Annotated in this window: 23 protein-coding genes and 1 riboswitch; of the genes, 8 read left to right on the top strand and 15 right to left on the bottom strand. The window is 70.2% G+C overall.

From position 1 onward, the window contains the following. Positions 1-52 precede the first annotated feature (52 nt). Genes NFR93_RS11300 through NFR93_RS11290 form a run of 3 tightly spaced genes read left to right on the top strand, consistent with a single transcriptional unit; the run spans position 53 to position 2,696 of the window. Positions 53-994 carry an ABC transporter ATP-binding protein gene (locus NFR93_RS11300; protein ID WP_251453314.1) on the top strand — a complete coding sequence of 314 codons (942 nt, stop codon included), beginning with the start codon at positions 53-55 and terminating at the stop codon, positions 992-994. Then, on the top strand, positions 991-1,878 hold the full coding sequence (locus NFR93_RS11295) for an ABC transporter permease (protein ID WP_251453313.1): 888 nt from the start codon (positions 991-993) through the stop codon (positions 1,876-1,878). Before NFR93_RS11300 ends, NFR93_RS11295 begins: the two co-directional genes overlap by 4 nt. Beyond that, positions 1,875-2,696 (top strand): ABC transporter permease, encoded by an 822-nt coding sequence (locus NFR93_RS11290; RefSeq protein WP_251453312.1) that lies wholly within the window; start codon positions 1,875-1,877, stop codon positions 2,694-2,696. Before NFR93_RS11295 ends, NFR93_RS11290 begins: the two co-directional genes overlap by 4 nt. Before the next feature lie 27 nt (positions 2,697-2,723). On the opposite strand, the gene NFR93_RS11285 is transcribed toward NFR93_RS11290, so the two are convergent. The 7 genes from NFR93_RS11285 to NFR93_RS11255 form a co-directional block, all read right to left on the bottom strand. Continuing rightward, positions 2,724-4,214, bottom strand: coding sequence for an MFS transporter (locus NFR93_RS11285; RefSeq protein ID WP_251453311.1), 1,491 nt, complete (start codon positions 4,212-4,214; stop codon positions 2,724-2,726). Positions 4,215-4,265: 51 nt separating this feature from the next. After that, positions 4,266-4,619 (bottom strand): Fe-S protein, encoded by a 354-nt coding sequence (locus NFR93_RS11280; RefSeq protein WP_251453310.1) that lies wholly within the window; start codon positions 4,617-4,619, stop codon positions 4,266-4,268. Between the two features lie 24 nt (positions 4,620-4,643). Then, positions 4,644-5,120: a 6,7-dimethyl-8-ribityllumazine synthase gene (gene ribH, locus NFR93_RS11275; RefSeq protein ID WP_251453309.1), complete on the bottom strand. Its 477-nt coding sequence runs from the start codon at positions 5,118-5,120 to the stop codon at positions 4,644-4,646. Further along, entirely contained in the window at positions 5,117-6,457 is a 1,341-nt protein-coding gene (gene ribA, locus NFR93_RS11270; protein WP_251453308.1) for a GTP cyclohydrolase II, read from the bottom strand. Before ribA ends, ribH begins: the two co-directional genes overlap by 4 nt. Continuing rightward, positions 6,454-7,098, bottom strand: a complete 645-nt coding sequence (locus NFR93_RS11265) for a riboflavin synthase (protein ID WP_251453307.1) — start codon at positions 7,096-7,098, stop codon at positions 6,454-6,456. The genes ribA and NFR93_RS11265 overlap by 4 nt, the downstream gene beginning before the upstream one ends. Then, a complete protein-coding gene (gene ribD, locus NFR93_RS11260; RefSeq protein ID WP_251453306.1) occupies positions 7,098-8,120 on the bottom strand; it encodes a bifunctional diaminohydroxyphosphoribosylaminopyrimidine deaminase/5-amino-6-(5-phosphoribosylamino)uracil reductase RibD in 1,023 nt (340 codons plus the stop codon). The genes NFR93_RS11265 and ribD overlap by 1 nt, the downstream gene beginning before the upstream one ends. A 76-nt stretch (positions 8,121-8,196) precedes the next feature. Further along, positions 8,197-8,356: riboswitch (FMN riboswitch) on the bottom strand. 36 nt (positions 8,357-8,392) lie between these two features. After that, positions 8,393-9,364: a sugar-binding transcriptional regulator gene (locus NFR93_RS11255; RefSeq protein WP_251453305.1), complete on the bottom strand. Its 972-nt coding sequence runs from the start codon at positions 9,362-9,364 to the stop codon at positions 8,393-8,395. Between the two features lie 87 nt (positions 9,365-9,451). Here NFR93_RS11255 and NFR93_RS11250 point away from each other — a divergent pair, with 87 nt between their 5' ends. Together NFR93_RS11250 and glpK are read left to right on the top strand one after the other, a co-directional pair. Beyond that, positions 9,452-11,170, top strand: coding sequence for a glycerol-3-phosphate dehydrogenase/oxidase (locus NFR93_RS11250; protein WP_251453304.1), 1,719 nt, complete (start codon positions 9,452-9,454; stop codon positions 11,168-11,170). 69 nt (positions 11,171-11,239) lie between these two features. Continuing rightward, positions 11,240-12,781, top strand: coding sequence for a glycerol kinase GlpK (glpK, locus tag NFR93_RS11245; RefSeq protein WP_251453303.1), 1,542 nt, complete (start codon positions 11,240-11,242; stop codon positions 12,779-12,781). Positions 12,782-12,793: 12 nt separating this feature from the next. On the opposite strand, the gene NFR93_RS11240 is transcribed toward glpK, so the two are convergent. After that, positions 12,794-13,654: an Fpg/Nei family DNA glycosylase gene (locus NFR93_RS11240; protein WP_251453302.1), complete on the bottom strand. Its 861-nt coding sequence runs from the start codon at positions 13,652-13,654 to the stop codon at positions 12,794-12,796. A gap of 33 nt (positions 13,655-13,687) precedes the next feature. Beyond that, the gene (gene trpS / locus NFR93_RS11235) at positions 13,688-14,692 is read right to left on the bottom strand and encodes a tryptophan--tRNA ligase (protein WP_251453301.1); all 1,005 of its coding nucleotides are present in this window, start codon (positions 14,690-14,692) and stop codon (positions 13,688-13,690) included. 166 nt (positions 14,693-14,858) lie between these two features. Here trpS and NFR93_RS11230 point away from each other — a divergent pair, with 166 nt between their 5' ends. Together NFR93_RS11230 and ppsA are read left to right on the top strand one after the other, a co-directional pair. Continuing rightward, on the top strand, positions 14,859-15,716 hold the full coding sequence (locus NFR93_RS11230; protein ID WP_251453300.1) for a pyruvate, water dikinase regulatory protein: 858 nt from the start codon (positions 14,859-14,861) through the stop codon (positions 15,714-15,716). 22 nt (positions 15,717-15,738) lie between these two features. Continuing rightward, entirely contained in the window at positions 15,739-18,135 is a 2,397-nt protein-coding gene (gene ppsA / locus NFR93_RS11225; RefSeq protein ID WP_251453299.1) for a phosphoenolpyruvate synthase, read from the top strand. Here the strand turns inward: ppsA and NFR93_RS11220 are convergent. The 6 genes from NFR93_RS11220 to sdhC all read right to left on the bottom strand — a co-directional run bounded on the left by NFR93_RS11220 (position 18,120) and on the right by sdhC (position 23,796). Then, positions 18,120-18,980, bottom strand: a complete 861-nt coding sequence (locus NFR93_RS11220) for an exodeoxyribonuclease III (protein WP_251453298.1) — start codon at positions 18,978-18,980, stop codon at positions 18,120-18,122. The two genes, ppsA and NFR93_RS11220, sit on opposite strands and share 16 nt — an antisense overlap. Before the next feature lie 48 nt (positions 18,981-19,028). Then, positions 19,029-20,156 carry a YihY/virulence factor BrkB family protein gene (locus NFR93_RS11215; RefSeq protein ID WP_251453297.1) on the bottom strand — a complete coding sequence of 376 codons (1,128 nt, stop codon included), beginning with the start codon at positions 20,154-20,156 and terminating at the stop codon, positions 19,029-19,031. Between the two features lie 66 nt (positions 20,157-20,222). Further along, a complete protein-coding gene (locus tag NFR93_RS11210; RefSeq protein ID WP_251453296.1) occupies positions 20,223-21,017 on the bottom strand; it encodes a succinate dehydrogenase iron-sulfur subunit in 795 nt (264 codons plus the stop codon). Then, a complete protein-coding gene (gene sdhA / locus NFR93_RS11205) occupies positions 21,017-22,843 on the bottom strand; it encodes a succinate dehydrogenase flavoprotein subunit (protein ID WP_251453295.1) in 1,827 nt (608 codons plus the stop codon). Before sdhA ends, NFR93_RS11210 begins: the two co-directional genes overlap by 1 nt. A 69-nt stretch (positions 22,844-22,912) precedes the next feature. Further along, positions 22,913-23,362 carry a succinate dehydrogenase hydrophobic membrane anchor subunit gene (locus tag NFR93_RS11200; protein ID WP_251453294.1) on the bottom strand — a complete coding sequence of 150 codons (450 nt, stop codon included), beginning with the start codon at positions 23,360-23,362 and terminating at the stop codon, positions 22,913-22,915. Then, complete coding sequence (gene sdhC / locus NFR93_RS11195; RefSeq protein WP_251453293.1) at positions 23,362-23,796, bottom strand: succinate dehydrogenase, cytochrome b556 subunit; 435 nt, start codon at positions 23,794-23,796, stop codon at positions 23,362-23,364. Before sdhC ends, NFR93_RS11200 begins: the two co-directional genes overlap by 1 nt. 254 nt (positions 23,797-24,050) lie before the next feature. Between sdhC and NFR93_RS11190 the strand changes: the two genes are divergently transcribed. Next, complete coding sequence (locus NFR93_RS11190; RefSeq protein WP_251453292.1) at positions 24,051-25,166, top strand: mannose-1-phosphate guanylyltransferase; 1,116 nt, start codon at positions 24,051-24,053, stop codon at positions 25,164-25,166. Positions 25,167-25,196 lie beyond the last annotated feature (30 nt).

The raw sequence follows: 25,196 nt of genomic DNA, 5'->3' as shown, positions 1-25,196 counted from the left end.
TGCTCCTTCGGGAGACGGGGGCGATGTCGCCGACGGCCAGTACAGTTGTCCGGTGCCAGAAGCAGTGATCGCCGCCCACAATCTCGTCAAGGCCTACAAGGTCAAGGGCAAGCCCGACTTCCTCGCCGTGGACGGGCTGTCGTTCGAGGTCGCGCCGGGTGAGTCGTTCGGCCTCCTCGGCCCCAACGGCGCCGGCAAGTCCACGACGATGAAGATGATCGGCGCCGTGTCGTCCCGCACCGGCGGCGAGCTGTCGATCCTCGGCCTCGATCCCGACCGCCACGGCCCCGAGATCCGCTCGCGGCTCGGCGTCGTGCCCCAGCAGGACAATCTCGACGGCGAGCTCAACGCGCGCGAGAACCTCTTCATCTACGGCCGGTACTTCGGCCTGCCGGCGAAGGTCTGCCACGAGAAGGCCGACGAGCTGCTGGCGTTCGCGCAGCTGGAAGAGAAGGCCAAGAGCAAGGTCGACGCGCTCTCGGGCGGCATGAAGCGGCGCCTCACCATCGCGCGCGGCCTCATCAACGACCCGCGCATCCTGCTGCTCGACGAGCCGACCACCGGGCTCGACCCCCAGGCGCGCCACGTGCTGTGGGACCGTCTGTTCCGGCTGAAGGAGCGCGGCACGACCCTCGTCCTGACCACGCACTACATGGACGAGGCCGAGCAGCTGTGCGACCGCCTCATCGTCGTCGACAAGGGCCGCATCATGGCCGAGGGCACGCCTGCGTCGCTCATCCGCGAGCACTCCAGCCGCGAGGTGCTCGAGGTGAGATTCGGGTCCGACCGCAACGAGCAGGTCGCCCCGCAGCTCGAGGGCATCGGCGAGCGCGTCGAAGTGCTCCCCGACCGTGTGCTCGTCTACGCCCACAACGGCGAGCACGCGCTCGAGCAGGTCGCCGAGCGGGGCCTGCACCCGGTGACGAGCCTCGTGCGCCGATCGAGCCTCGAGGACGTCTTCCTGCGCCTCACGGGAAGGTCGCTGATCGAATGAGCGACCACGACGAGCGGATGCCGCACCCGACCTCCACCGCGACGACGCAGCCCGGTCTCGACGAACTGCGCGCCGAAGCGCTGGAGTGGGGGCGCCGGCCGCGCCGCAGCGGCACCTGGTACGTCACCGAGCACATGGTCCGCGCCATGCGGGCCTACGGCTGGACGATCATCGTCGGCGCCTTCGGGCAGCCGGTCCTCTACCTGCTGGGGCTCGCGGTGGGCCTGGCCGCCCTCATCGACCAGGACGTCGTCGACGGCGGCGTCGAGGTGTCCTACCTCGTGTTCGTGGCTCCCGCCCTGCTCATGACCTCGGCGATCTCGGTCGCGAGCGAGGAGTTCACCTACCCGGTCATGTCGGGCTTCAAGTGGCGCCGCTACTTCTACGGCTTCAGCGCCTCGCCGCTGTCGGCCGGGCAGATCGCGAACGGCGTGGTCGCGGGCGCCACCGCCCGCATGCTCGTCACCGTCGTGCTCTACTACCTGTTCATCTGGCTGTTCGGCGCGGTGCCGAACCCCGAGACGGGATGGGTGTCGATCCTCATCGGCATCGCCGGCGGCTGCGCGTTCGGCATCCCCCTCATGGCCTACGCAGCGACCATCGAGGACGACAAGGGGCAGTTCGCCCTGGTCCAGCGGTTCCTGTTCATGCCGATGTTCCTGTTCTCCGGCACGTTCTACCCGCTGGTCAACCTGCCGCTGTGGCTGCAGTGGATCGGCTGGGTCTCGCCGCTGTGGCACGCCACCGAGCTCGGCCGCTGGGCGACGTACGGCAAGCCGATCGAGCCGGCCATGCTCGCCGTGCACGTCGGCTATCTGCTGCTGCTCGCGGTCGGCGGGCTCGTCATCGGCCGGCGTCTGTTCACGAGGAGGCTGGCGAAGTGACCACCACCACCGCGACCGCGCCGGTGCGCTCCGGAGGCGTCCGCGCGCTCTGGGCCGGAAACCCCCAGGCCGTCGTCCAGCGCGGCGTTCTCGCGGCCCGCTCGTCGAGCTGGATCGTCGTACTGTCGGGCTTCTTCGAGCCGGTGTTCTACCTCGCCTCGATGGGCATCGGGCTCGGCAGCCTCATCGGCACCGTCCAGACCTCGCAGGGCGTCGAGGTGTCGTACGCGGCCTTCATCGCACCGGCGCTCCTGGCGGTGTCGGCGATGAACGGGGCGATCTACGACTCGACCTGGAACGTCTTCTTCAAGCTCAACTACGGCAAGCTCTACGAGGGCATGCTCGCGACGTCGCTCGGGCCGCTGGACGTGGCCCTCGGCGAGATCCTCTACGCCCTGCTGCGAGGTCTGCTCTACGCGACCGGCTTCATGCTGATCATGCAGATCCTCGGGCTGAACCTCGCCTGGACGGCGATCCTCGCCCTGCCCGCCGTCCTGCTCATCGCGTTCGGGTTCGCCAGCGTGGGCATGGCGATCACCAGCTACATGAAGACCTTCCAGCACATGGACTGGATCAACTTCGTCCTGCTGCCGATGTTCCTCTTCTCGGCGACGCTGTACCCCATCACCGTCTACCCGGAGTGGGTGCAGTCGATCGTCATGGCCTTCCCGCTGTGGCACGGGGTCGAGCTCGTCCGGGGACTGACCACCGGCGTCCTCAGCACCGACATGCTGTGGCACGTCCTCTACTACGTCGTGATGATCGCCGTGGGCCTGGTGTTCACCACCAAGCGCCTCCGGGCTCTCTTTCTCGACTGAGACGATCGGGGCGGGATCGGGCCCCGATCAGAGCGAGCCGGTCACCCCGACGCCCAGGTCGGCGTCGTAGTCGACGTCCTTGGTCTCGGGGGCCAGGATCACCGCGATGAAGGTCAGCACGCCCATCGCCGAGAGGTACACGCCGACCAGCCACGGGCTGCCGCCGGCCGCGGCCCACAGGGCCACCGCGACGATCGGCGCGAGGGCGGCGCCGAGGATCGACGACAGGTTGTAGGCCACCGCCGAGCCGGTGTAGCGGACGTTCGTCGGGAACAGCTCCGGAAGCACGGCTCCCATCGGCCCGAACGTCGCTCCCATCAGCATGAAGCCGAAGATGAGGAAGGCCTGCGCCAGCGCCCCGGTGAATCTCGGGTCGGCCTGCGGCAGCAGGAACAGGTTGAAGGTCAGGCCGAAGACGATGATGAGGGCGGTCACCCACAGCAGCAGCCGGCGGCGCCCGATCGCATCGGCGATGGGGCCCGAGAGCATCGTGAAGATGCCGAAGAAGACCACGCCGATGATCTGCATCAGCACGAAGTCGGTGTAGGCGAAGCCGAGTCCGGGATAGAACTGGGCAGCGAATGCCGCGGCGTCGAAGGTCTTGCCGGCAGCCTCGGCGGCCGCCTGCGCGGCAGCGGAGGCGGTCTCGAGGTCGGCGGCCTTCGTGCCGTACGACAGCGTGAAGTTCGTCATCAGGTAGAACAGCACGTAGGTGGCCAGCATGATGAACGTGCCGAGGATCAGGTGCCACCAGTGGCGGCGGACGACCGTGCCGAGCGGGAACCTGCGGATCGCGCCCTTCTGCTCGGCCTTGGTGAACGACTCCGACTCGACCAGGCGCAGTCGCACCCACAGGCCGATGATCACCATGACCGCCGAGAAGAGGAACGGCACGCGCCACCCCCACGCGAGGAAGTCCGCCGAGCGCTGGCCGGCGCCGTCCGGGTGGGGGAGCAGGAAGTTGATCGCGAGGAACACCGAGTTCGCGATGATGAACCCCAGCGGTGCGCCCAGCTGCGGGAACGTGCCGTACCAGGCGCGCTTGCCGGCCGGGGCGTTCTCGGTCGCCACCAGCGCGGCGCCCGACCACTCGCCGCCCAGGGCGAAGCCCTGCGCGAGCCGGAGCACGAGGAGCAGCAGCGCCGCCCACCAGCCGATGTCGTTGTAGGTGGGCAGGCAGCCGATGAGGAACGTCGCGACGCCCATCGTCAGGAGCGAGCCGACGAGGGTCGCCTTGCGGCCGAAGCGGTCGCCGAAGTGCCCGAAGATGATCGCTCCCAGCGGGCGGGCGATCATGGCCGCGCCGAAGACCCCGAACGAGGCCAGCAGGGCGGTGGTGTCGTTGCCGGTCGGGAAGAAGAGGATCGGGAAGACGAGGACGGCGGCCGTCGCGTAGACGTAGAAGTCGTAGAACTCGATCGTGGTGCCGACCAGGCTCGCGGTGATGACGCGCGAGCGGGGATTGGCCGGCGCGGCCGGTGCGGAGACCGGAGTGGGTGCCGTGGTGGGGGAAGACATGGCTGACCTTGCAGGAGGCGGGCGGAGAACCCGCCCATCTTACGCGGGAGGTCAGCGCCAGATGACGGCGAGGGCGGCGTTGAGGGCGGTGAGGATGCCGATCCCCCAGAACATCCCCGCAGGGACGCCTGCCTTCCGACGCTGTCGTGCCGCGCCGATCCCGAGCAGGGCGCCGATGACGAGCAGGATCACGAGCTTGACGCCGATCTTGGCGTAGTTGAGGTCGTACTCGATGCCCCACGGGGCGGCGAGGGCCAGGCCGGCGATGCCCGCGATCAGCAGGCCCCAGTTCATCAGCCGCGTGATCTCCACCCGGCGGGCGACGGCCTCGACCGCCCACGCGCCGAAGAGCAGCGCGAAGCCGATGAGGTGGATGAACACGACGATGTGGCGAAGGGTCTCCATGGTGCAGAGACTACCCGCCACGACTCAGGGACGCAGGGACCTCAGCAGCACGGCGGTGCGCAGTGCGGCATCCGCGGCTTCGAAGCCCTTGTCCTCCTCGGAGCCCTCAAGGCCCGCACGCGCGATGCCCTGCGCCTCGTCGTCGAGTGTCAGCACGCCGAAGCCGACGGGCTTGCCGGTGTCGAGCGCCACGCGTGTGAGTCCGTCGGTGGCCGCCGACGACACGAACTCGAAGTGGGGCGTGCCGCCGCGGATGATGACCCCGAGTGCGACGACGGCGTCCGCGCCGGCCTCCAGCAGCGCCTTCGCGACGACGGGCAGCTCGAACGAGCCCGGCACCCGCACCAGGCGCCACGTCGCCCCCGACTGCTCGAGCGCACGGCGGGCACCCTCGATGAGGCCGTCGGTGATGACCTCGTGCCAGGTGCCGGCCACCACCACGACGTCGAGGCCCGTGCCGTCGACGGTCTCGGTGGACTGGGGGACGCCCTTGCCGCTCATCGGTGTGCTCCTTCGCCGGGGGTGTCGTCGTGCGCGCTGCCGCCGTGCGCGGTGCTGTCATGGGCGCTGCTGTCATGCATCTGGGCGACCGCGTCGGCGAAGTCCGCGTCGGGCAGGACGTGCCCCATGCGGTCGCGCTTTGTCGCCAGGTACTGGTGGTTGTTCGGGCCGACCCCCACCAGGAGCGGCACCTGCTCGACGATCTCGAGGCCGAGCGCCGTCAGCTGCACGACCTTGTCGGTGTTGTTGGTGAGCAGTCGCACCTTCTCGATGCCGAGGTCGGCGAGGATCCCGGCGGCGGCGGCGTACTCGCGCGCGTCGGCGGGGAGCCCCAAGGCGAGGTTGGCGTCGACCGTGTCGAGCCCGCGCTCCTGCAGGCTGTACGCGCGCAGCTTGTTGATGAGGCCGATGCCGCGGCCCTCGTGGCCGCGCATGTAGATGACCACACCGCCCTCGCGGGCGATCGTGTCGAGAGCGGCGTCCAGCTGCGGCCCGCACTCGCATTTGAGCGAGCCGAAGGCTTCTCCGGTGAGGCACTCGGAGTGCACGCGCACCAGGGGGGCTGCATCCGAGAGATCGCCCGAGACCACGGCGAGCTGGTCGGTCCCGGTCACACGGTCCTTGTACGCCAGGAAGCGGAAGGCGCCGTGCGAGGTGGGGACCAGTGACTCGGCGCGCAGGCTCACGCGGCGGCGGTGCGCGGGACGCGCGCTGTCGCCGTCGATCGGATGGTGCTCCTGCAGGTACGCGATGAGCTGCTCGATCGTGATGACGGGCACGCCGTCGCGCTCGCCCAGCTCCATGAGCCCGGGCAGGCGCATCATCGAGCCGTCCTCGGCGACCACCTCGGCGATCGCGCCCACGGGCTCGAGCCCCGCCAGACGCATCAGCTCGACGGCCGCCTCGGTGTGGCCACCGCGTTCGCGCACGCCGCCGTCGACCGCCCGCAGCGGCAGGATGTGCCCCGGGCGGATGACGCTCGTGGGCACCGACGCGGGGTCGGCCAGCACGTTCAGGGTGTGGGCGCGATCGGACGCGCTGATGCCGGTGCTCACGCGGTCGGCGGCGTCGACGCTCACGGTGTAGGCGGTGCCGCGCGCGTCCTCGTTCACCTCGACCATCGGCGGAAGGTCGAGGCGGTCCGCCCACTCGGCGGGCATGGGGGCGCAGATGAAGCCGCTCGACCAGCGCACGGTCCACGCCACCCACTCGGGGGTCGCGAGGGCGGCCGAGAGGACGACGTCGCCCTCGTTCTCGCGGTTCTCATCGTCGGCGACGATGACGGGGCGTCCGGCGCGCAGCGCCTCGAGGGCCTCGGGAATGGGGGACAGGCTCACCGCGAGCCTCCTTCGGTCGGGACGGCGACGGCCGTCGGGGGGAAGGCGAGCAGACGCTGCACGTGGCGCGCCAGGATGTCGGTCTCGAGGTTCACGCGGTCGCCGACGGCGCGGGCGCCGAGGGTGGTGGCCTCGAGCGTCTCGGGGATGAGCGAGACCTCGAACCAGTGGCCGGCGGCGTCGGCGGCGCTCACGGCGCTGACCGTCAGCGAGACGCCGTCCACCGCGATCGAGCCCTTGTCGACGACGAGCGGGGCGAGGGATGCCGGCAGGCCGACGCGCACGACGCGCCACTGCACGCCGGGGCGGACCTCGAGCACCTCGCCGGTGCCGTCGATGTGCCCCTGCACGATGTGCCCGCCGAGCCGTCCGTGGGCGACGGTGGCCCGCTCCAGGTTCACCGCACGGCCCGGCGCGACGCCGGCCAGCGTGGACATGTCGAGCGTCTGGCGCATGACGTCCGCCGCGAACCAGTCGTCCCCGCGGTCGACGACGGTGAGGCACACGCCGCTGACGGCGATCGAGTCGCCGTGTGCGGCATCCGACACCGCCCTGGGTGCGCGGACGGTCACCCGCACACCGTCTCCGGCGGCGGCGACCTCGGTGATCTCGCCGATCTCTTCGACGATTCCGGTGAACATCAGTGGACTCCTTCGGGGGAGGGGTGCGCGACGACGAGGAGGTCGTCGCCGAGTCTGTCGATGCGGGACGTCTGCAGACGCAGCGCCTCGCCGATGGTGCCGACCCCGATGTCGGTGAGGGCGAGGCGATCGCCGCCCAGGAGGACGGGGGCGACGTAGACGAGAACCTCGTCGGCGAGCCCGGCACGCAGGAAGGCGCTGGCGAGGGTGGGTCCGCCCTCGACGAAGACGCGGTGAACGCCCTGGGCGCCCAGCTCGGCGAGCGCGGTGCTGAGGTCGTCGAACTGCCGGAGCGGCTTCGGGTGGCGGCGCACGGCGGCCGTCTCGGGGATCGGGCGGCGTCCGATCACCACGGGGACGGGCTGATCGGGCAGGAGCCCGCCGGCGTCGTCGCGCGCCGTGAGGGCGGGATCGTCTGCCAGCACGGTGCCCGTGCCGGCCACGATCGCGTCCGCACTGGCTCGTCTGCGGTGGACGTCGGCGCGCGCGTCGGGCCCGGTGATCCACTGGCTCGACCCGTCGGATGCCGCGGCCCGGCCGTCCAGGCTCTGCGCCCACTTCACGGTGACGTGGGGCCGGCCCAGGCGCTGCACCGTCAACCAGGACGCGATGAGCTGCTCGGCGTCTTCGGCGCGGACGCCGGCGTCGACGTCGACGCCGGCCGCGCGCAGGCGCTCCGCTCCACCGGCGGAGTGCGGGCCCGGGTCGGAGGCGGCGTACACGACGCGCGCGACACCGGCGGCGATGAGCGCCTCGGAGCACGGGCCGGTGCGTCCGGTGTGATTGCAGGGCTCCAGCGTCACCACGGCGGTGGCCCCGCGCGCCCCGCCGGGGGCGAGCCGGGAGAGGGCGTCGACCTCGGCGTGCGGGGTGCCCGCGCCGCGGTGCCAGCCCTCGGCGAGGACCGTGCCGTCGGGTGCCAGGATCACCGCACCGACCTGGGGGTTGACGCCGCGGGGGCCCCGCGCGGCGAGCGCGAGGGCACGATGCATCGCATCGCGCTCGATCCCGCTCGCTGTCATGTGCCGTCCTGTCTCTGTCGAGAGCCGTCATCGGCGCTCCGGGGCAGGCAGGACAGCGACGGCGCGCGCGGCGCCGCCCGTGCTGCCTCCCATCCGGACTAGCGACGATCTTCCGTCGCATCACCGTCGGTTCCGGATTTCCACCGGATCGGCGGTGGCGGCATCCCAGGGATGCACGGCCACCGCTCGCGGACTGTCACCGCCGGTTCGGATTCACACCGACCCCGGAGCACGTTGTTGCTCCGAGTGTACTCAACGCCCCGGTCGGGGTTTCATTCCGCGGAGTCGGGGTCGAGGGAGCGCGCGGCGACCTCGTCGATGACGAGGTCGGTGACGAGCCCTGCCGCGAGCGCTCCGCGCAGACTCGCGAGCTTCGAGACCCCCGACACCACGCACATGCGGGTCTGGACGCGACGGAGGTCGGCCAAGCGGGGTCCCGTCGCGCGCTCGTTGAGGGCGATGCCCTCGCTCGAGCCGTCGGCACGGAAGAACACGGTGGCGACGTCGCCGACCACGCGGTCGCGGCGGAGGGCCTCGATGTCGGCGGCCTCGAGGTATCCGCCGGAGTAGACGTGGCTCGGCACGGGCGCCCCCGCCGATCCCACGCTGAAGACGACCAGATCCATGCGCGCCTGGAGGTCGAGGATGCGGCGCGTGCTGCGCTCGCGCCACATCGCCAGACGCGTGGCCGGGTCGTCGAAGAACGCCGGCACAGGGAACTGCTCCACCGCCCCGCCGTAGGCCGCGCCGAAGCGGTGGAGGATCTCGGTGGCGTACACCAGCCCTGCGGCGCGGGTGTTCCCCGAGCCGTTCAGCTGGACGAAGACCGTGTCGGGGGCGTGGCGGGGGACCAGATGCCGGCTGAGTGCCGCCACCGTCGAGCCCCACGCCACGCCGACGGTCATCCCCGGGCCGATCATGTCGTTGAGGGTGTGGGCGGCCGCGATCGCGACGCGCTCCTGGCGCTCTTCTTCGCTGAGGTCGCCGGCGACGGGGACGACGAAGGCGCGGATGTCGTAGACCTCGCTCAACCGCGCCTCGAGCTGCGCCGGCGCCTCGCGCGGAGAGGTGATGCGGATGTCGACGATGCCGGCGGAGCGGGCCAGCGCCAGCAGACGCGACACCGTCGAGCGCGAGGTCGCCAGCTCGTGCGCGACGGCTTCCATCGTGCGGTTCTGGATGTAGTAGAGGTGCGCCGCGGTGAAGGCGCGCTGCAACTGCTGTTCATCACGGGCGTCGGGCACGTGCCTAGTCTGCACGTTTGTGCAGATGGCCTGCAACAACGGTCATTCTTGAGAGAATGGGGCAGTCGCGAACCGAAAGGCCCCGAGATGCCCCGCACGAGCAACGCCCGCGCCTCCCGCGCCGTCTTCGACCGCCCGCACGCCGACGTGCTCATCATCGGCGGCGGGATCAACGGCATCGCCACCTTCCGCGACCTCGCGCTCCAGGGCGTGGACGTCGTCCTCGTCGAGCGCGACGACTTCGTCTCGGGTGCCTCGGCCGCCTCATCGCACATGATCCACGGCGGCATCCGCTATCTCGAGAACGGCGAGTTCCGACTCGTGGCCGAGGCGGTCAGCGAGCGCAACGCGCTGCTGCGCACCGCGGCCCACTACGTCCGGCCGCTGCGGACGACCATCCCGATCTACACGACCTTCTCGGGGATCCTCAGCGCCCCGCTGCGGTTCCTCCGCCACGGCAAGGGCGCGCGCCGCGAGCGCGGGGCGGTCCTCATCAAGATCGGCCTGGTGATCTACGACGCGTTCTCGCGCGGGGGCGGGCGTGTACCGCGCCACTCGTTCCACGGTCGCCGCCGGTCGCTGCAGGAGCTTCCGGCGCTGAACCCCGGCGTGAAGTACACCGCCACCTACTGGGACGCCTCGCTGCACGACCCGGAGCGCCTGGCGATCGACCTGGTCCGCGACGCGCGCGCCGCCGGGGGAGACCGCGCCCGCGCCGCCAACTACACCGCGGCCGTCGCAGGGGAGGACGGGAGCGTCGTCCTCGAAGACACCGTGACGGGCGCGCGGGTGCCGTTCGCGGCATCCGTCGTCATCAACGCCTCGGGCCCGTGGACCGATGTCACCAATCGCGCCCTCGGGGCGCCCACCCGCTTCATGGGGGGCACCAAGGGCTCGCACATCGTGCTCGATCACCCCGAGCTGCTGGCGGCGACGGCGGGGCGTGAACTGTTCTTCGAGCACAAGGACGGCCGCATCGTCCTCATCTACCCCCTCAAGGGGCGCGTGCTCGTGGGCACCACCGACCTGCCCCACGACATGGCCGACCCGATCGTGTGCACCGAGGCCGAGGTCGACTACTTCATCGACCTCATCGGGCACGTCCTGCCGGGGATTCCGGTGGACCGCTCGCAGATCGTCTACCGATTCTCGGGAGTGCGGCCGCTGCCGGGGCACGACGACGTAGCTCCCGGTTTCGTCTCTCGCGACTACCGCATCGAGTCCGCGACGCTCGGCGGGTCGGGCGTGCCGGTGCTGAGTCTCGTCGGCGGCAAGTGGACGACCTTCCGCGCGTCGGCTGAGAGCCTCGCCGATCGGGCTCTCGAGCTGCTCGGTCGCCCCCGCGCCCGCACCACCCGAGGCGTGCCGATCGGAGGCGGCCGCGGCTATCCCGTCACCGACCGCGGCCGGGAGCGGTGGCTGAGCGTGCATTCGTCCGATGTCGGCCGCGAGCGTGCGGCCGTGCTGCTTGACCGGTACGGCACCCACGCCGAGTCCCTCATCCGCGCGCTCGCCGACGACCCCGACGACGCGCCGCTGTCGACGCTGCCGGACTACAGCACCGCCGAACTGGCGTACCTCGCCGGCGACGAGGACGTCGTGCACCTCGATGACCTGCTGCTGCGCCGCACCAGTATCGCCTTCACGGGAGCGGCGACCGAGGCGACCGTCGCCGAGATCGCCGACGTCGTCGCCGAGACGATGGGGTGGGATGCCGCCGCGCGCAGCACCGAGGTGGCGCGGGCGCTGCAGCGCGTACACGCGGCCGACCCCTCGTGGGGTTCCGCGGCGACCGCGATAGCCTGACCCCACCCGCAGCCCGTGACGCCGCGGGCCGACCACGACGCGCGCAGCCGCCGTCGGGAAGGAGACGCCGTGCCCGGGCACGTGATGGCCATCGACCAGGGGACCACCTCGACGCGAGCGATCGTGTTCGACGACCACGGCGTCCCCCGTGCGACGGCGCAGCGGGAGCACGAGCAGATCATGCCGCGCGCCGGATGGGTGGAGCACGATCCGGTCGAGATCTGGACCAACACCGAATGGGTGGTCTCGGCGGCGCTGGACCGGGCGGACATCGCCGCGGCCGACCTCGCGGGGATCGGCGTGACCAATCAGCGCGAGACCGCCATCGTGTGGGATCGCACCACCGGACGCCCCGTGCACAACGCCCTCGTATGGCAGGACACCCGAACGCAGCCTCGGATCGACGAGCTCGCCTCGGGGGAGCAGGGCACGTTCCGCTTCGCCGCGCGCACCGGTCTGCCGCTGGCCACCTACTTCTCCGCGTCGAAGATCGCCTGGATCCTCGACCACGTCCCGGGGGCGCGCGCGGCGGCCGAGCGCGGCGACCTGCTCTTCGGCACCCCCGACACGTGGATCGTGTGGAACCTCACCGGAGGCCGGCGGGGCGGCATCCACATCACCGACGTCACCAACGCCAGCCGCACCCTGCTGATGGACCTCACCACGCTGGACTGGGCCGACGACCTGCTCGAGGTGTGGGGGATCCCGCGCGCGATGATGCCCGAGATCCGCTCGTCCAGCGCCGTGCTCGGCGAGACGCTGCTGCCCGGCGTCGCCACCGGCGTGCCCATCGCGGGGATCCTCGGCGACCAGCAGGCGGCCACCTTCGGGCAGGCTGCGTTCGACGCGGGCGAGTCGAAGAACACCTACGGGACCGGCAACTTCCTGCTCGTGGGGACCGGCACCGAGATCGTGCGCTCCGAGCGCGGGCTCATCACGACCGTGGCGTACCGGATCGGCGACGAGCCGGCGCATTACGCCCTGGAGGGCTCGATCGCCGTGACGGGTTCGCTCGTGCAGTGGCTGCGCGACAATCTCGGCATCATCCAGCGCTCCGAAGACGTCGAGAGCCTCGCCGGCACCGTCGACGACAACGGCGGGGCGTACTTCGTCCCGGCCTTCTCCGGTCTGTTCGCCCCGTACTGGCGCCCGGACGCCCGTGGCGCGCTGGTGGGGCTCACCCGCTACGTCAACAAGGGGCACATCGCCCGCGCGGCGCTGGAGTCGGCGGCATTCCAGACCCGTGACGTGATCGAGGCCGTGATCGCCGACAGCGGGCAGCAGCTGGCCGAGCTGCGCGTGGACGGCGGCATGACCCGCAACGACATGCTCATGCAGTTCCAGGCCGACATCCTCGGCATCCCCGTGGTGCGCCCGACCGTCGTCGAGACGACGGCGCTGGGAGCGGCGTACGCCGCCGGTCTCGCCACGGGCGTGTGGGGGAGCCTCGACGAACTGCGCGCGCACTGGCGCGAGGACGCCCGGTTCGAGCCGCGGATGGAGGAGGAAGAGCGCGCGCGGCGCTACCGCATGTGGAAGAAGGCGGTCACGAAGTCCCTCGACTGGGTCGACGACGACGCCCGGACGCTCATGGGCACCACCGGGCCCTGACGCCGCCGGTCCTCACTTGAGCAGGCGCGACAGTCGGCGGTCGGCGAGGATCTTGCCACCCGTCTGACACGTCGCGCAGTACTCCAGCGAGTTGTCGGCGAAGAACACGCTCCGCACCTCGTCGCCGCACACCGGGCACGCTTCGCCGCGTCGGCCGTGCACGCGCATCCCGCGGCGCTTGGCGTCCTTGAGGTCGGCCGGCGGCTTGCCGGACGCCGTGGCGACGGCATCCGCCAGAGTGTCGGTCAACGCGATGTGGAGCCGGTCGATGTCGGCGTCGTCGAGCGTCGCGGCCAGCGCGTACGGCGACATCTTCGCCACGTGCAGGATCTCGTCGCTGTAGGCGTTGCCGACGCCGGCGATCACGGACTGGTCGCGCAGCACCCCTTTGATCTGCGTGCGGCGGCCGGCGATGAGACCGGCGAGGGTGTCGCGGTCGAAGTCGGGATCCAACGGGTCGGGACCGAGGCGGGCGATGCCGGGGACGTCACCGGGCTCGCGCACCACGTAGACCGCGAGGGACTTCTTGGTGCCGGCCTCGGTCAGGTCGAACCCCGCGCCGTCGGCGAGCGCGACGCGGAGCGCGATGGGCGTCTTCCCGGGGCGGATGACGGTCTTCGGCAGCTCGTCGTACCACCGCAGCCACCCGGCCTTGGCGAGGTGGAACACGAGGTGTCCCGAGCCCGTGGCGAGATCGACGAACTTGCCGTGCCGCTGCGCGCCGGTCACCTCGGCGTCATGGAGGGCGGTCGTCGGCGGATCGTACGTCTTGAGCGCCGCGATGTTCGCCACCGTGATGCGCTCGATCCGCACACCGGTCACCCGCTCGCGGAGGAAGTCCACGAGCCCCTGCACCTCGGGCATCTCGGGCATGCGCCCATCCTGGCACGCCCCCGGGGGATCGGGTCAGGCGCGGCGGAGCAGCCCGACCTTCTCGTACACGTCCGACAGCGTCCGCCCGGCCACCTCGGCGGCGCGGTCGGCGTTGGCGGCGAGGACCCGATCGAGCTCGGCGGGGTCGTCCAGCAGCTCGAGCGCGCGCTGGCGCACGGGTCCGAACTCGTCGACGACGACCTCCGCGAGCCCCTTCTTGAAGTCCCCGTATCCGCGGCCGGCGTACTCGTCCTCGATCGAGGGGATCTGGCGACCCGTCAGCGCGGCGTAGATCACGAGCAGGTTCGACACTCCGGGCTTGCCCTCGCGGTCGTAGCGCACCGACCCCTCGCTGTCGGTGACGGCGCGCATGATCTTCTTCGCTGATTTCGCCGGGTCGTCCAGGAGCCACAGCACGCCGGCGTCGGTCTCGGCCGACTTGGACATCTTCGCCGTCGGATTCTGCAGATCGTAGATGCGCGCGGTGTCCTGCTGGATCACGGGCATCGGCACGCGGAAGGTCTGCCCGTAACGGCTGTTGAACCGCTCGGCGAGGTCGCGGGTGAGCTCGACGTGCTGCTTCTGGTCGTCGCCGACCGGGACGATGTCGGTCTGGTAGAGCAGGATGTCGGCGGCCATCAGCACCGGGTAGGTGAACAGTCCCACCGAGGTCGCGTCGGCGCCGTAGCGCGTGGACTTGTCCTTGAACTGCGTCATTCTCCCCGCCTCGCCGAAGCCGGTGAGGGTCGACAGCACCCACGCCAGCTCGGCGTGGGCGGGCACGTGCGACTGCACGTACAGCGTCGAGCGAGAGGGCTCGATGCCGGCGGCGATGTACTGGGCCGCCGTCCGCCGCGTCTTCTCGCGCAGCTCGGCCGGGTCGTTCGGCTGGGTCAGGGCATGCAGGTCGACGACCGAGAAGAACGCGTCGTACGTGGCCTGCAGGTCGCGCCACTGCATGAGAGCCCCGATGTAGTTGCCGACCTGAAGCGAGTCGGCCGAGGGCTGCATGCCGGAGTAGAGGCGCGGTTTGGTCATCCCTCCATCCTAGAGAGCGGATGCCGCCCGCCTCGGTCGCCGTGATTGCCCCACGGGAAGGAACCGCACTTCTTGCGGGCCCAATGGCCCTAGAGCCCGCCGTGAGCCCGCCCTACCGTGAGGAGTGCGGGGCCGCCGGGCCCGGCATCCTCATCGAAAGCGCTCCATGATCGATCCGTCCGTCCCCGTCGCGACCACCACGGCCCCGGTGCCGGTGGCCCATCGCGCGGCGTTCTTCGTGTCGGACAGCACCGGCATCACGGCCGAGACCCTCGGCAGCGCTCTGCTGGTCAACTTCCCCGCGATCCGCTTCGACCACCACACCATCCCGTTCGTCGACACCGAAGACGGTGCGCGTCGCGTGGTGGAGCAGATCGACCGGAGCGCGGATGCCGGTAAGGCGCCCGTGGTCTTCACCACCGTGAAGCAGGCGGACCTGCGGGCCGTCCTCGGCCGGGCGCGCGCGGTCATCGTCGACCTCCTCGCCGGACACCTGACCGAGCTGGAGGAGGCCTTCGGCACGGACGCGTCCGAGCAGCGCGGACAGTTCCACGGCGTGGGCGACATGGAGCGCTATCACGCCCGCATGCGGGCGGTGGAGTACGCCATCGAGCACGACGACGGGCAGAGCATGCGCGCGCTCGACATCGCCGACGTGATCATCATCGCCCCGTCGCGATGCGGCAAGACGCCCACGACGATGTACCTGGCGCTGCAGTACGGACTGCTGGTGGCCAATTACCCGCTCACCGAGGACGACTTCCCGTCCGAGGGCCTGCCCCGCACCGTCGCACCCTACGCCGCGCGCTGCTTCGGGCTGACGACGACGCCGCTGCGCCTCAGCCAGGTGCGTCACGAACGGCGCCCGAACTCCCGGTACGCCAGCCTCGAGCAGTGCACGAGAGAGCTGCGTCGCGCCGAGGACCTGTACCGGCGCACCCGCGTCCCCTTCCTCAACTCCGCCACGAAGAGCGTGGAGGAGATGTCCGCGGTGATCATGCAGACCATGAAGCTGCGTGCGTGACCGCCCCGCGAAAGGCACCCCGATGACCAACATCCTCTGGTTCCATGAGATCGGCATGGCCGACCTGCCGCAGGTGGGCGGCAAGAACGCGTCGCTCGGCGAGATGGTGTCCCACCTCGCCGATGCCGGAGTGACCGTGCCCGGCGGCTTCGCCACCACCGCCGATGCCTATCGCTCGTTCCTCGCGGCGGACGGGCTGGTCGACCGCATCCGCACGGCCGTCGAGGCGATCGACATCGACGACGTCGCCGCGCTGTCGCGGGTGGGGGCCTCGGTGCGGGCGTGGATCGAGCAGCAGCCGCTGCCGGCGGACCTCGAGCGCGACATCCGCGAAGCGTACGGGCGGCTGCTCGCCGGTGACCCCGACCCCGACGCGGCCACGTGGGCGGTGCGCTCCAGCGCCACCGCCGAGGACCTTCCCGACGCCTCGTTCGCCGGCCAGCAGGAGACCTTCCTCAACATCGGCGGCGTCGAGAACATCCTGCACGCCGTGCGCGCCGTCTACGCCTCGCTGTACAACGACCGCGCGATCGCCTACCGCGTGCACAACGGCTTCGACCACCACGACGTGGCCCTCTCCGCCGGCATCCAGCGGATGGTCCGCTCGGACGTGGGCGCGTCGGGGGTGATGTTCACCGTCGACACCGAGTCGGGATTCGACCGGGCGGTCTTCATCACCAGTGCGTACGGGCTGGGCGAGGCGGTCGTGCAGGGAGCGGTGAACCCCGACGAGTTCTACGTCTACAAGCCGGCGCTCGCCGCCGGTCGGCCGGCGATCCTGAAGCGTTCGGTCGGCGAGAAGGCCATCGCCATGCGCTACACCGCCGGCACCCACGTCGGCGGGAGCACCGTGTTCGCCGACGTCGGCATCGAGGATCGTCGGCGGTTCAGCATCGACGACGCCGACGTGACGGAGCTCGCCCGCCAGGCGGTCACCATCGAGGAGCACTACGGCCGCGCGATGGACATCGAGTGGGCCAAGGACGGCGTCGACGGTCGCCTGTACATCCTGCAGGCGCGGCCGGAGACCGTCGTCTCGCGCGAGGACGGCAACGTGATGCGCCGGTTCTCCCTCGCCGCCCGCGGCGAGGTCGCCGTCGTCGGTCGCGCTATCGGGCAGAAGATCGGCGCCGGCCCGGTGCGGGTGCTGACCGACCTCTCGCAGATGGACGGCTTCGCCGTCGGCGACGTCCTGGTGGCCGATATGACCGATCCCGACTGGGAGCCGATCATGAAGAAGGCCGCCGCGATCGTCACCGACCGCGGTGGGCGCACGTGCCATGCGGCGATCATCGCGCGGGAGCTGGGCATCCCCGCCGTCGTCGGCACCGGGGACGCCACGCGCGTGCTGGTCGGAGGCGACGACGTCACGGTCTCGTGCGCCGAGGGCGACGAGGGCTTCGTCTACCGCGGGATCCTCGACTTCGCCGAAGAGCTCACCGAGCTCGACCGGATGCCGGAGGTGCCGGTGAAGATCATGATGAACGTGGGGACTCCCGACCAGGCCTTCTCGTTCTCGAAGCTCCCGCACGCCGGAGTCGGACTCGCACGGCTGGAGTTCATCATCAACCGGCAGATCGGCATCCACCCGCGGGCGCTGCTGGAGCACGACACGCTCCCGGCGGAGCTGCGGGACGAGATCTCGGAGCGGATCGCCGCGTATCCGTCACCCCGGGACTACTTCGTGGAGCGCATCGCCGAGGGGGTGTCGATGATCGCCGCAGCCTTCGCCCCCGAGCCGGTCATCGTGCGCATGAGCGACTTCAAATCCAACGAGTACGCGAACCTGCTGGGCGGGGATCGGTACGAGCCACACGAGGAGAATCCGATGCTCGGCTGGCGGGGCGCTTCGCGGTACGTCTCGCCGGACTTCCGGGCGTGCTTCGACATGGAGTGCGACGCGCTGCGGTTCGTGCGGGACGAGATGGGTCTCACCAACGTCAAGGTGATGGTGCCGTTCGTCCGCACCGTCGCCGAGGGCGCCGGTGTCGTCGGGCTCCTCGCCGAGAACGGACTGCGCCGCGGCGAGAACGGGCTCGAGGTCATCATGATGTGCGAGGTGCCCTCCAACACGCTGCTGGCGGACGAGTTCCTCGATCATTTCGACGGCTTCTCGATCGGCTCCAACGACATGACCCAGCTCGTGCTGGGCCTGGACCGGGATTCGTCCCTGGTCGCCTCGACCTTCGACGAGCGGGACCCGGCGGTACTGAAGGTGCTCGCGATGGCGATCGAGGCGGCCACGCGACGTGGCAAGTACATCGGGATCTGCGGACAGGGTCCCTCGGACCATCCGGACCTCGCCGATTGGCTCGTCGACCGGGGGATCGGATCCATGTCGCTGAACCCCGACACGGTCGTCGAGACCTGGATGCGGCTCGCGCGCAGGACGGTGGGGGCGGCTCAGCCGATCTCGTAGTCCGCGATGACCGGGGCGTGGTCGCTCCAGCGGGTGTCCCACGACGGCGCGCGGTCGACGTGGTAGCCGAGCGCCCCGTCCGCCAGTGCGGGCGTGGCGAGGTGGTAGTCGATCCGCCAGCCGGTGTCGTTGTCGAAGGCGCGTCCGCGCATGGACCACCACGTGTAGGGCCCGTCGACATCGCCCGCCGCGCGCCGCCCCACGTCGACCCAGCCGAGCCCGGTGCCGCGCGTGCCGTCGACGCAGGCGATCTCGGCGCCGGCCTCGCCGAGGAAGCGGTCGAAGTACGCCCGCTCGCGCGGCAGGAACCCCGACTTCTTGACGTTGCCCTTCCAGTTTCGGATGTCGGGTTCGCGGTGGCCGACGTTCAGATCGCCCATCACGAGCGCGTGCCGTGCGTGCACGGCCAGCTGCGGCAGACGGATCTCCATCGCGTCGAGGAACGCCCACTTCGGATCCTGTCGCGCGGTGCCGGCCTCGCCCGTGTGGACGTAGGCGCTCACGACGGTGAGCGCCGTGCCCGCGATGTCGAAGTCCGCCTCGATCCACCGGCCCGCGGCGTCCAGCGGCTCGAGGTCGGGGTCGTCGTCCCGCAGGACGCGGCGGACCTCGCCCGCCGGCATCCGGCTGGCGATCGCCACGCCCGCGCGCCCCTTCGCGGCGGCTTCGTCGTTGACGATGTGCCATCCCGGCAGGGCGGTCGCGAGGTCATCGGCCGTGGCCCGCACCTCCTGCAGCGCCATGATGTCGACGCCGGCGGTCTCGAGCCAGTCGCTCATCCCCTTGCGGACCGCGGCCCGGATGCCGTTGACGTTGATGGAGGCGATGCGAAGGCGGGAAGACACGACGCACAGCCTAACCGGGGCCACCGACAGCGGCGCCCCGGGGCCCGGTCACTCCAGCAGAGCGCCCCGTTTCGGCGGCGGGGGCGCCGACGCCTCGAGTTCCGACAGGGCGCGCTCGGCTGCGGCCACCTCGCGTCGCGCGCCCCACCGGGAGTACCACGACGCGTGCTCGAGGCGCTCGCGGGCATCGCGGAGGCGGACCTTGGCCGCCACCGCGAGGGCGCGGTGCTCCGAGGCGCGCCGCTCCTCCTCGGTCCATTCCACCAGCGGCATATCGGCGTCGATCGTCGACACGGCCATCCATGAGGCCGCCACCAGGACCACGATCCCGACGAGCCGGAACCACAGGAGCAGGCCGATGAAGACGGCGAAGGTCGCCAGCAGCACGTTCGTCGGGGTATAGGTGAACGCCAGGCCCGCTCCGATCTGCAGGATCGCCGTGGCGGTGCCCCCGAGGATCGCGCCCGGCCACACGCGCCGCCACCGCAGAGCCGTTCCGGTGAGGAACTTCACCAGCACGGCCAGCACGGCGGTGTTGAGGGCGAACAGCAGGACCAGCGCGATCGCGCTCACCCCGAGGCTGAACCAGACCGAGCCGGTGCTCCAGCCGAGGAACGTGAAGAGCACGTCCAGCGCCCACGTGCCGGCGGACGTCAGCGCCCATCCCACCAGCAGCGCCGTTCCGAACGCGGCCGCCGCGAGGAAGTCGGTCGCTTTGAGCAGCAGGTAGGAGCGCGGGTCGGGCGGGATGCCGAAGATGTCGCGGACGGCGCGGCGGGAGAAGGTGATCGAGCCGATGGCGGTCCAGATCAGCGCGCCTGCGGCGATCGCACCGGTGATGCTCAGCACGCCGCTGCTGCCGGTGGCGATCCGCGTCACCTGCGCGGGGGTGAACAGACCGCCGCTGTTGGAGATGATGCCGGGGATGTAGCTGTTGATGAGGTCGATGAGCCCGTTGACGGCCTCTTGGCTGCCGCCGAGCCACAGGCCGACGCTCGCGAAGACGACGTAGACCGTCGCGAACGCGGCGAACAGGGTCTGATAGCTCACCCCGGCCGACAGCAGGAAGCCGTTGTGCTGAAGGAAGTGACGCCACACGCGGATCGGGAACCACTCCAGCGTGCGCCGGGTCACCGCGGTGGCACGCTGCAGTGCCCGGGCCCCCGTTTCGCTCACCACGCCACACTATCGATCAGCGCGACGATCGATGACCGCGAGATCGCTCGTGCCCGGGCGGGGGAGTCAGCCCCGCAGCACCGCCTGCTTGACCTCGGCGATCGCCTTCGTGACCTCGATGCCGCGCGGGCAGGCCTCGGTGCAGTTGAAGGTCGTGCGGCAACGCCAGACGCCCTCTTTGTCGTTGAGGATGTCGAGGCGCACGTCTCCGGCGTCGTCGCGCGAGTCGAAGATGAAGCGGTGCGCGTTGACGATGGCCGCGGGACCGAAGTACTGACCGTCGGTCCAGAAGACCGGGCACGACGAGGTGCACGCGGCGCACAGGATGCACTTGGTCGTGTCGTCGAAGACCTCACGGTCGACGATCGACTGGATCCGCTCCTTGCCCGGCTCGGGCTTCGTGCTCGAGATCAGGAACGGCTGCACTTCGCGGTACGACGCGAAGAACGGCTCCATGTCGACGACGAGGTCCTTCTCGAGCGGCAGGCCCTTGATCGCCTCGACGTAGATGGGCTGCGAGATGTCGAGATCCTTGATGAGCGTCTTGCATGCCAGGCGGTTCCGGCCGTTGATGCGCATCGCGTCGGACCCGCAGATGCCGTGCGCGCAGGACCGGCGGAAGGTCAGTGACCCGTCCACCTCCCACTTGATCTTGTGGAGGGCGTCGAGCACGCGGTCGGTGGAGTAGAGCTCGACGTCGTAGTCGACCCAGCGCGGCTCGTCGTCGACCTCGGGGTCGAAACGGCGGATGATGAAGGTCACGAGGAACGACTGGATGCCGGTGTCGTTCGCCGCCTCGTCCGCGCGTGCGGGGGCATCGGCGTCGGTGCGCTCGATGACGTCGGTTGCCGAGGTGGCCATCAGTACTTCCTCTCCAACGGCGGGTAGCGCAACTCGCCGGCGTCGTTCTTCGTGAAGACGACCGGCTTCCAGTCGAGGCGGATGTGGTCCTCGGCGTGCGAAGACCCGGCATCGCCGGAGAGATACGCCATGGTGTGCTGCATGTACTGCTCGTCGTCGCGCGTGGGGAAGTCGTCGCGCATGTGACCGCCGCGACTCTCCTTGCGGTTGCGGGCGGTGACGACGACGACCTCGGCGATGTCGAGCAGGAAGCCGAGCTCGACCGCCTCGAGCAGGTCGGTGTTGAACCGCTTGCCCTTGTCGTCGACGTGGATGTTCTTGAAGCGCTCGCGCAGCTCGGCGATCACCTCGAGCACCTCGCCGAGGGACTCCTCGGTGCGGAAGACCTGGGCTTTGCGGTCCATCTCGTCCTGCAGCGTCTTGCGCAGCACCGCGATCCGCTCGGTTCCCGGGTTCGATCGCAGGCCCTCGATCATGTCGCGGACCTCCTTGGCGGGGTCCTCGGGCAGCGGAACGTAGTCCGCGGTCTGGACGTACTCCACGGCGTAGCGCCCGGCGCGCTTGCCGAAGACGTTGATGTCGAGCAGCGAGTTGGTGCCGAGGCGGTTCGAGCCGTGCACCGACACGCACGCGCACTCGCCGGCGGCGTACAGGCCGGGGACGACCGTGTCGTTGTCGCTGAGGACCTCGGCCTTGATGTTCGTGGGGATCCCGCCCATCGCGTAGTGCGCGGTCGGCATCACGGGGACCGGCTCGACCACGGGGTCGACGCCGAGGTAGGTGCGGGCGAACTCGGTGATGTCGGGAAGCTTCGTCTCGAGCACCTCGGCGCCCAGGTGCGTGCAGTCCAGCAGGACGTAGTCCCGATGGGGGCCCGCACCGCGGCCTTCGGCGACTTCCTGCACCATGCAGCGGCTGACGATGTCGCGCGGGGCGAGGTCCTTGATGGTCGGCGCGTAGCGCTCCATGAAGCGCTCGCCCGAGACGTTGCGCAGGATCGCGCCTTCTCCTCGCGCGCCCTCGGTGAGCAGGATGCCGAGACCGGCCAGGCCGGTGGGGTGGAACTGGAAGAACTCCATGTCCTCCAGCGGCAGGCCCTTGCGCCAGACGATTCCCACGCCGTCCCCGGTGAGGGTGTGGGCGTTGGAGGTGGTCTTGAAGATCTTGCCGAAGCCGCCCGTGGCGAACACCACGGCCTTCGAGTGGAAGACGTGCAGGTCGCCGGTGGCCAGCTCGTAGGCCACGACCCCGGCGACGCCGGTGGCGCCGTCCTCGCCCTTCACGGTGATCAGGTCGAGCACGTAGAACTCGTTGAAGAAGTTGATGCCCAGCTTCACGCAGTTCTGGAACAGTGTCTGCAGGATCATGTGGCCGGTGCGGTCGGCGGCATAGCAGGCGCGACGCACGGGGCTCTTGCCGTGGTCGGCGGTGTGCCCGCCGAAGCGGCGCTGATCGATCTTGCCCTCGGGAGTCCGGTTGAAGGGCAGACCCATGTTCTCGAGGTCGATGACCGCGTCGATCGCCTCCTTGGCGAGGATCTCGGCGGCATCCTGATCGACGAGGTAGTCCCCGCCCTTGACCGTGTCGAAGGTGTGCCACTCCCACGAGTCCTCTTCGACGTTGGCCAGCGCCGCGGCCATACCTCCCTGCGCCGCGCCGGTGTGCGAGCGCGTGGGGTAGAGCTTGCTGATGACCGCGGTCCGGGCACCGGGCCCGGCCTCGATGGCCGCGCGCATGCCCGCGCCTCCGGCGCCGACGATGACGATGTCGAACTGGTGGTAGTGGACGCCGTCCTTGACGTAGCTGTCGGGGGTGTCAGTGGTCACGCTGGATGCTTTCCGTCCGGATGCTGCTCGGCAGAGATGGGGATCGTCGAGTGGGTGGGCGGTCCGCGCCTACGCGCAGACCTCCTGGAGCCATTCGGGGCTGGTCTGGCTGAGGCCCAGGCACGGGTCGAAGGTGAACACGACCAGGGTGCCGAGGAGGATGAGGAAGGCGGCCGAAACCCAGAGGGCGGCCACGAGGATGCGCCGGGTCGTCTCGCCCGCGACGTAGTCGTTGACGATCGTGCGCATCCCGTTCGCGCCGTGGATCAGCGCGAGCCAGAGCATCAGGACGTCCCACCACTGCCAGAACGGTGTGGCGAACTTGCCCGCCACGAACGCGAAGTCGATGCCGTGGATGCCCTCGCCCAGCATGAGGTTGACGAAGAGGTGGCCGAAGATCAGCACGACGAGGACGACCCCCGACACGCGCATGTAGATCCAGCCGGCCTTCTCGAGATTCGGACCCTTCCGGCGGGGTGCCGCCGGGGTGCGCGGGTCGGCGATGGTCGCCGCGGACATCAGTTACCCCCTCCGAAGTCGCCGAAGACGTTCATGAGGTGTCGGATGGTGAACGGCACCATCGTCACCACCCACAGGCCCAGCACGCCCCACCACAGCTGCCGCTGGTGCCGCGTGGCCCACGACCAGAAGTCGACGAGGATGATCCGCAGCCCGTTGTAGGCGTGGTACACGACGGCGCCGACGAGCGCGACCTCGCCGAGCCCCATGACCGGGTTCTTGTACGAGGCCATCACCGCGTCGTAGGCCTCGGGCGCGACGCGGATGAGCGCCGTGTCGAGCACGTGCACGAGCAGGAAGAAGAAGATGGCGATGCCGGTGATGCGGTGCAGCACCCATGACCACATGCCCTCGTTGCCGCGGTAGAGCGTGCCACGCGGGACCTTCGAAGTGGTCTCGGATACCGACGGTGTGACGCGTGCTGGTGCAGACACGGCCGTCCTCCCTGGATCGATCACGGTGGGGGCGGGTCGATGCCCCTCAGGGCGGCCCGCTCTGGTCGATCGGGTCGCCGGCGTCACGCGGGCGCTCCTGTCATCCTATTCCCGGTTCGGACGCAGGCGCCGCTTAGGCGGGCCTAAGTATCTCGATGTCGAGATAAACGAGACCGATGGGCCCGCGGTGGCCGTCACACGCCCGATATGGGGCGGCCACATGACCGACCACATCACCCGGATACGCTGAGCCCATGCCTGAACCGATCGAGGACTTCTACGCCGTCATACCCGCGGGCGGCATCGGGAGCAGACTGTGGCCGCTGTCGCGCGCCGATGCACCCAAGTTCCTGCATGACCTCACCGGGTCGGGCCACACACTGCTGCGCGACACCTGGAATCGTCTCGAGCCCCTCTCGGGTCCCGATCGCATCGCCGTGGTGACCGGTCGCGCGCACCGCGCCGCCGTGGAGCGCGAACTGCCCGGCATCGCCGACATGAACGTCTTCCTCGAATCCGAGCCGCGGGACTCCACCGCGGCGATCGGCCTCGCCGCGGCCATCCTGTCCAAGCGCGAGCCCGACGTCATCATCGGGTCGTTCGCCGCCGACCACGTCATCCGCGTGCCCCACCTGTTCGACTGGGCGGTCCGCCAGGCGATCGCCGTGGCGCGCGAAGGCTACATCTGCACGATCGGCATCCCGCCGACCGAGCCGTCCGTCGGGTTCGGCTACATCAAGAAGGCGGGGGAGCTGATCGTGGACGGGGCCCCCGAGGCGGCGATGGTCGACCACTTCGTGGAGAAGCCCGACCTCGACACCGCCAAGGAGTACTTCGCCGACCGGTCCTACCTGTGGAACGCCGGCATGTTCATCTCCCGGGCCGACGTGCTGCTGGGCGAGATCGCGGAGCAGGAGCCGCAGCTCTACGCCGGTCTCATGGATCTCGCCGAGGCGTGGGACGACCGGGATGAGCGGGGACCCGTCGTCGACCGCGTCTGGCCGACGCTGAAGAAGATCGCCATCGACTACGCCGTCGCCGAGCCGGCCGCCGAGAAGGGTCGCCTCGCCGTCATCCCCGGACACTTCGACTGGGACGACGTCGGCGACTTCGCCAGCCTGGCCAAGCTCAACTCGCACGGCCGCAAGAACGACCTGGCGATACTCGGCGAGAACGCCCGCATCCTCTCCGATGCCGCCAGCGGCATCGTGGTAAGTCAGACGCAGCGGGTGATCAGCCTGATCGGCGTCCGCGACATCGTCGTCGTCGACACCCCCGACGCGCTCCTGGTCACCACCAGCGAGCACGCTCAGCGGGTGAAGGGCGTCGTGGACGCGCTCAAGCTGACCGGTCGCGGCGACGTGCTGTGAGGCCGGTCGCGAGCCCGCCCCGTTGCGGCT

The organism is Microbacterium sp. Marseille-Q6648, assembly GCF_943181415.1.
GTDB lineage: Bacteria > Actinomycetota > Actinomycetes > Actinomycetales > Microbacteriaceae > Microbacterium.
Note: the sequence above shows the minus strand (reverse complement) of the source record. Positions and strands in the feature narration are given on the sequence as shown.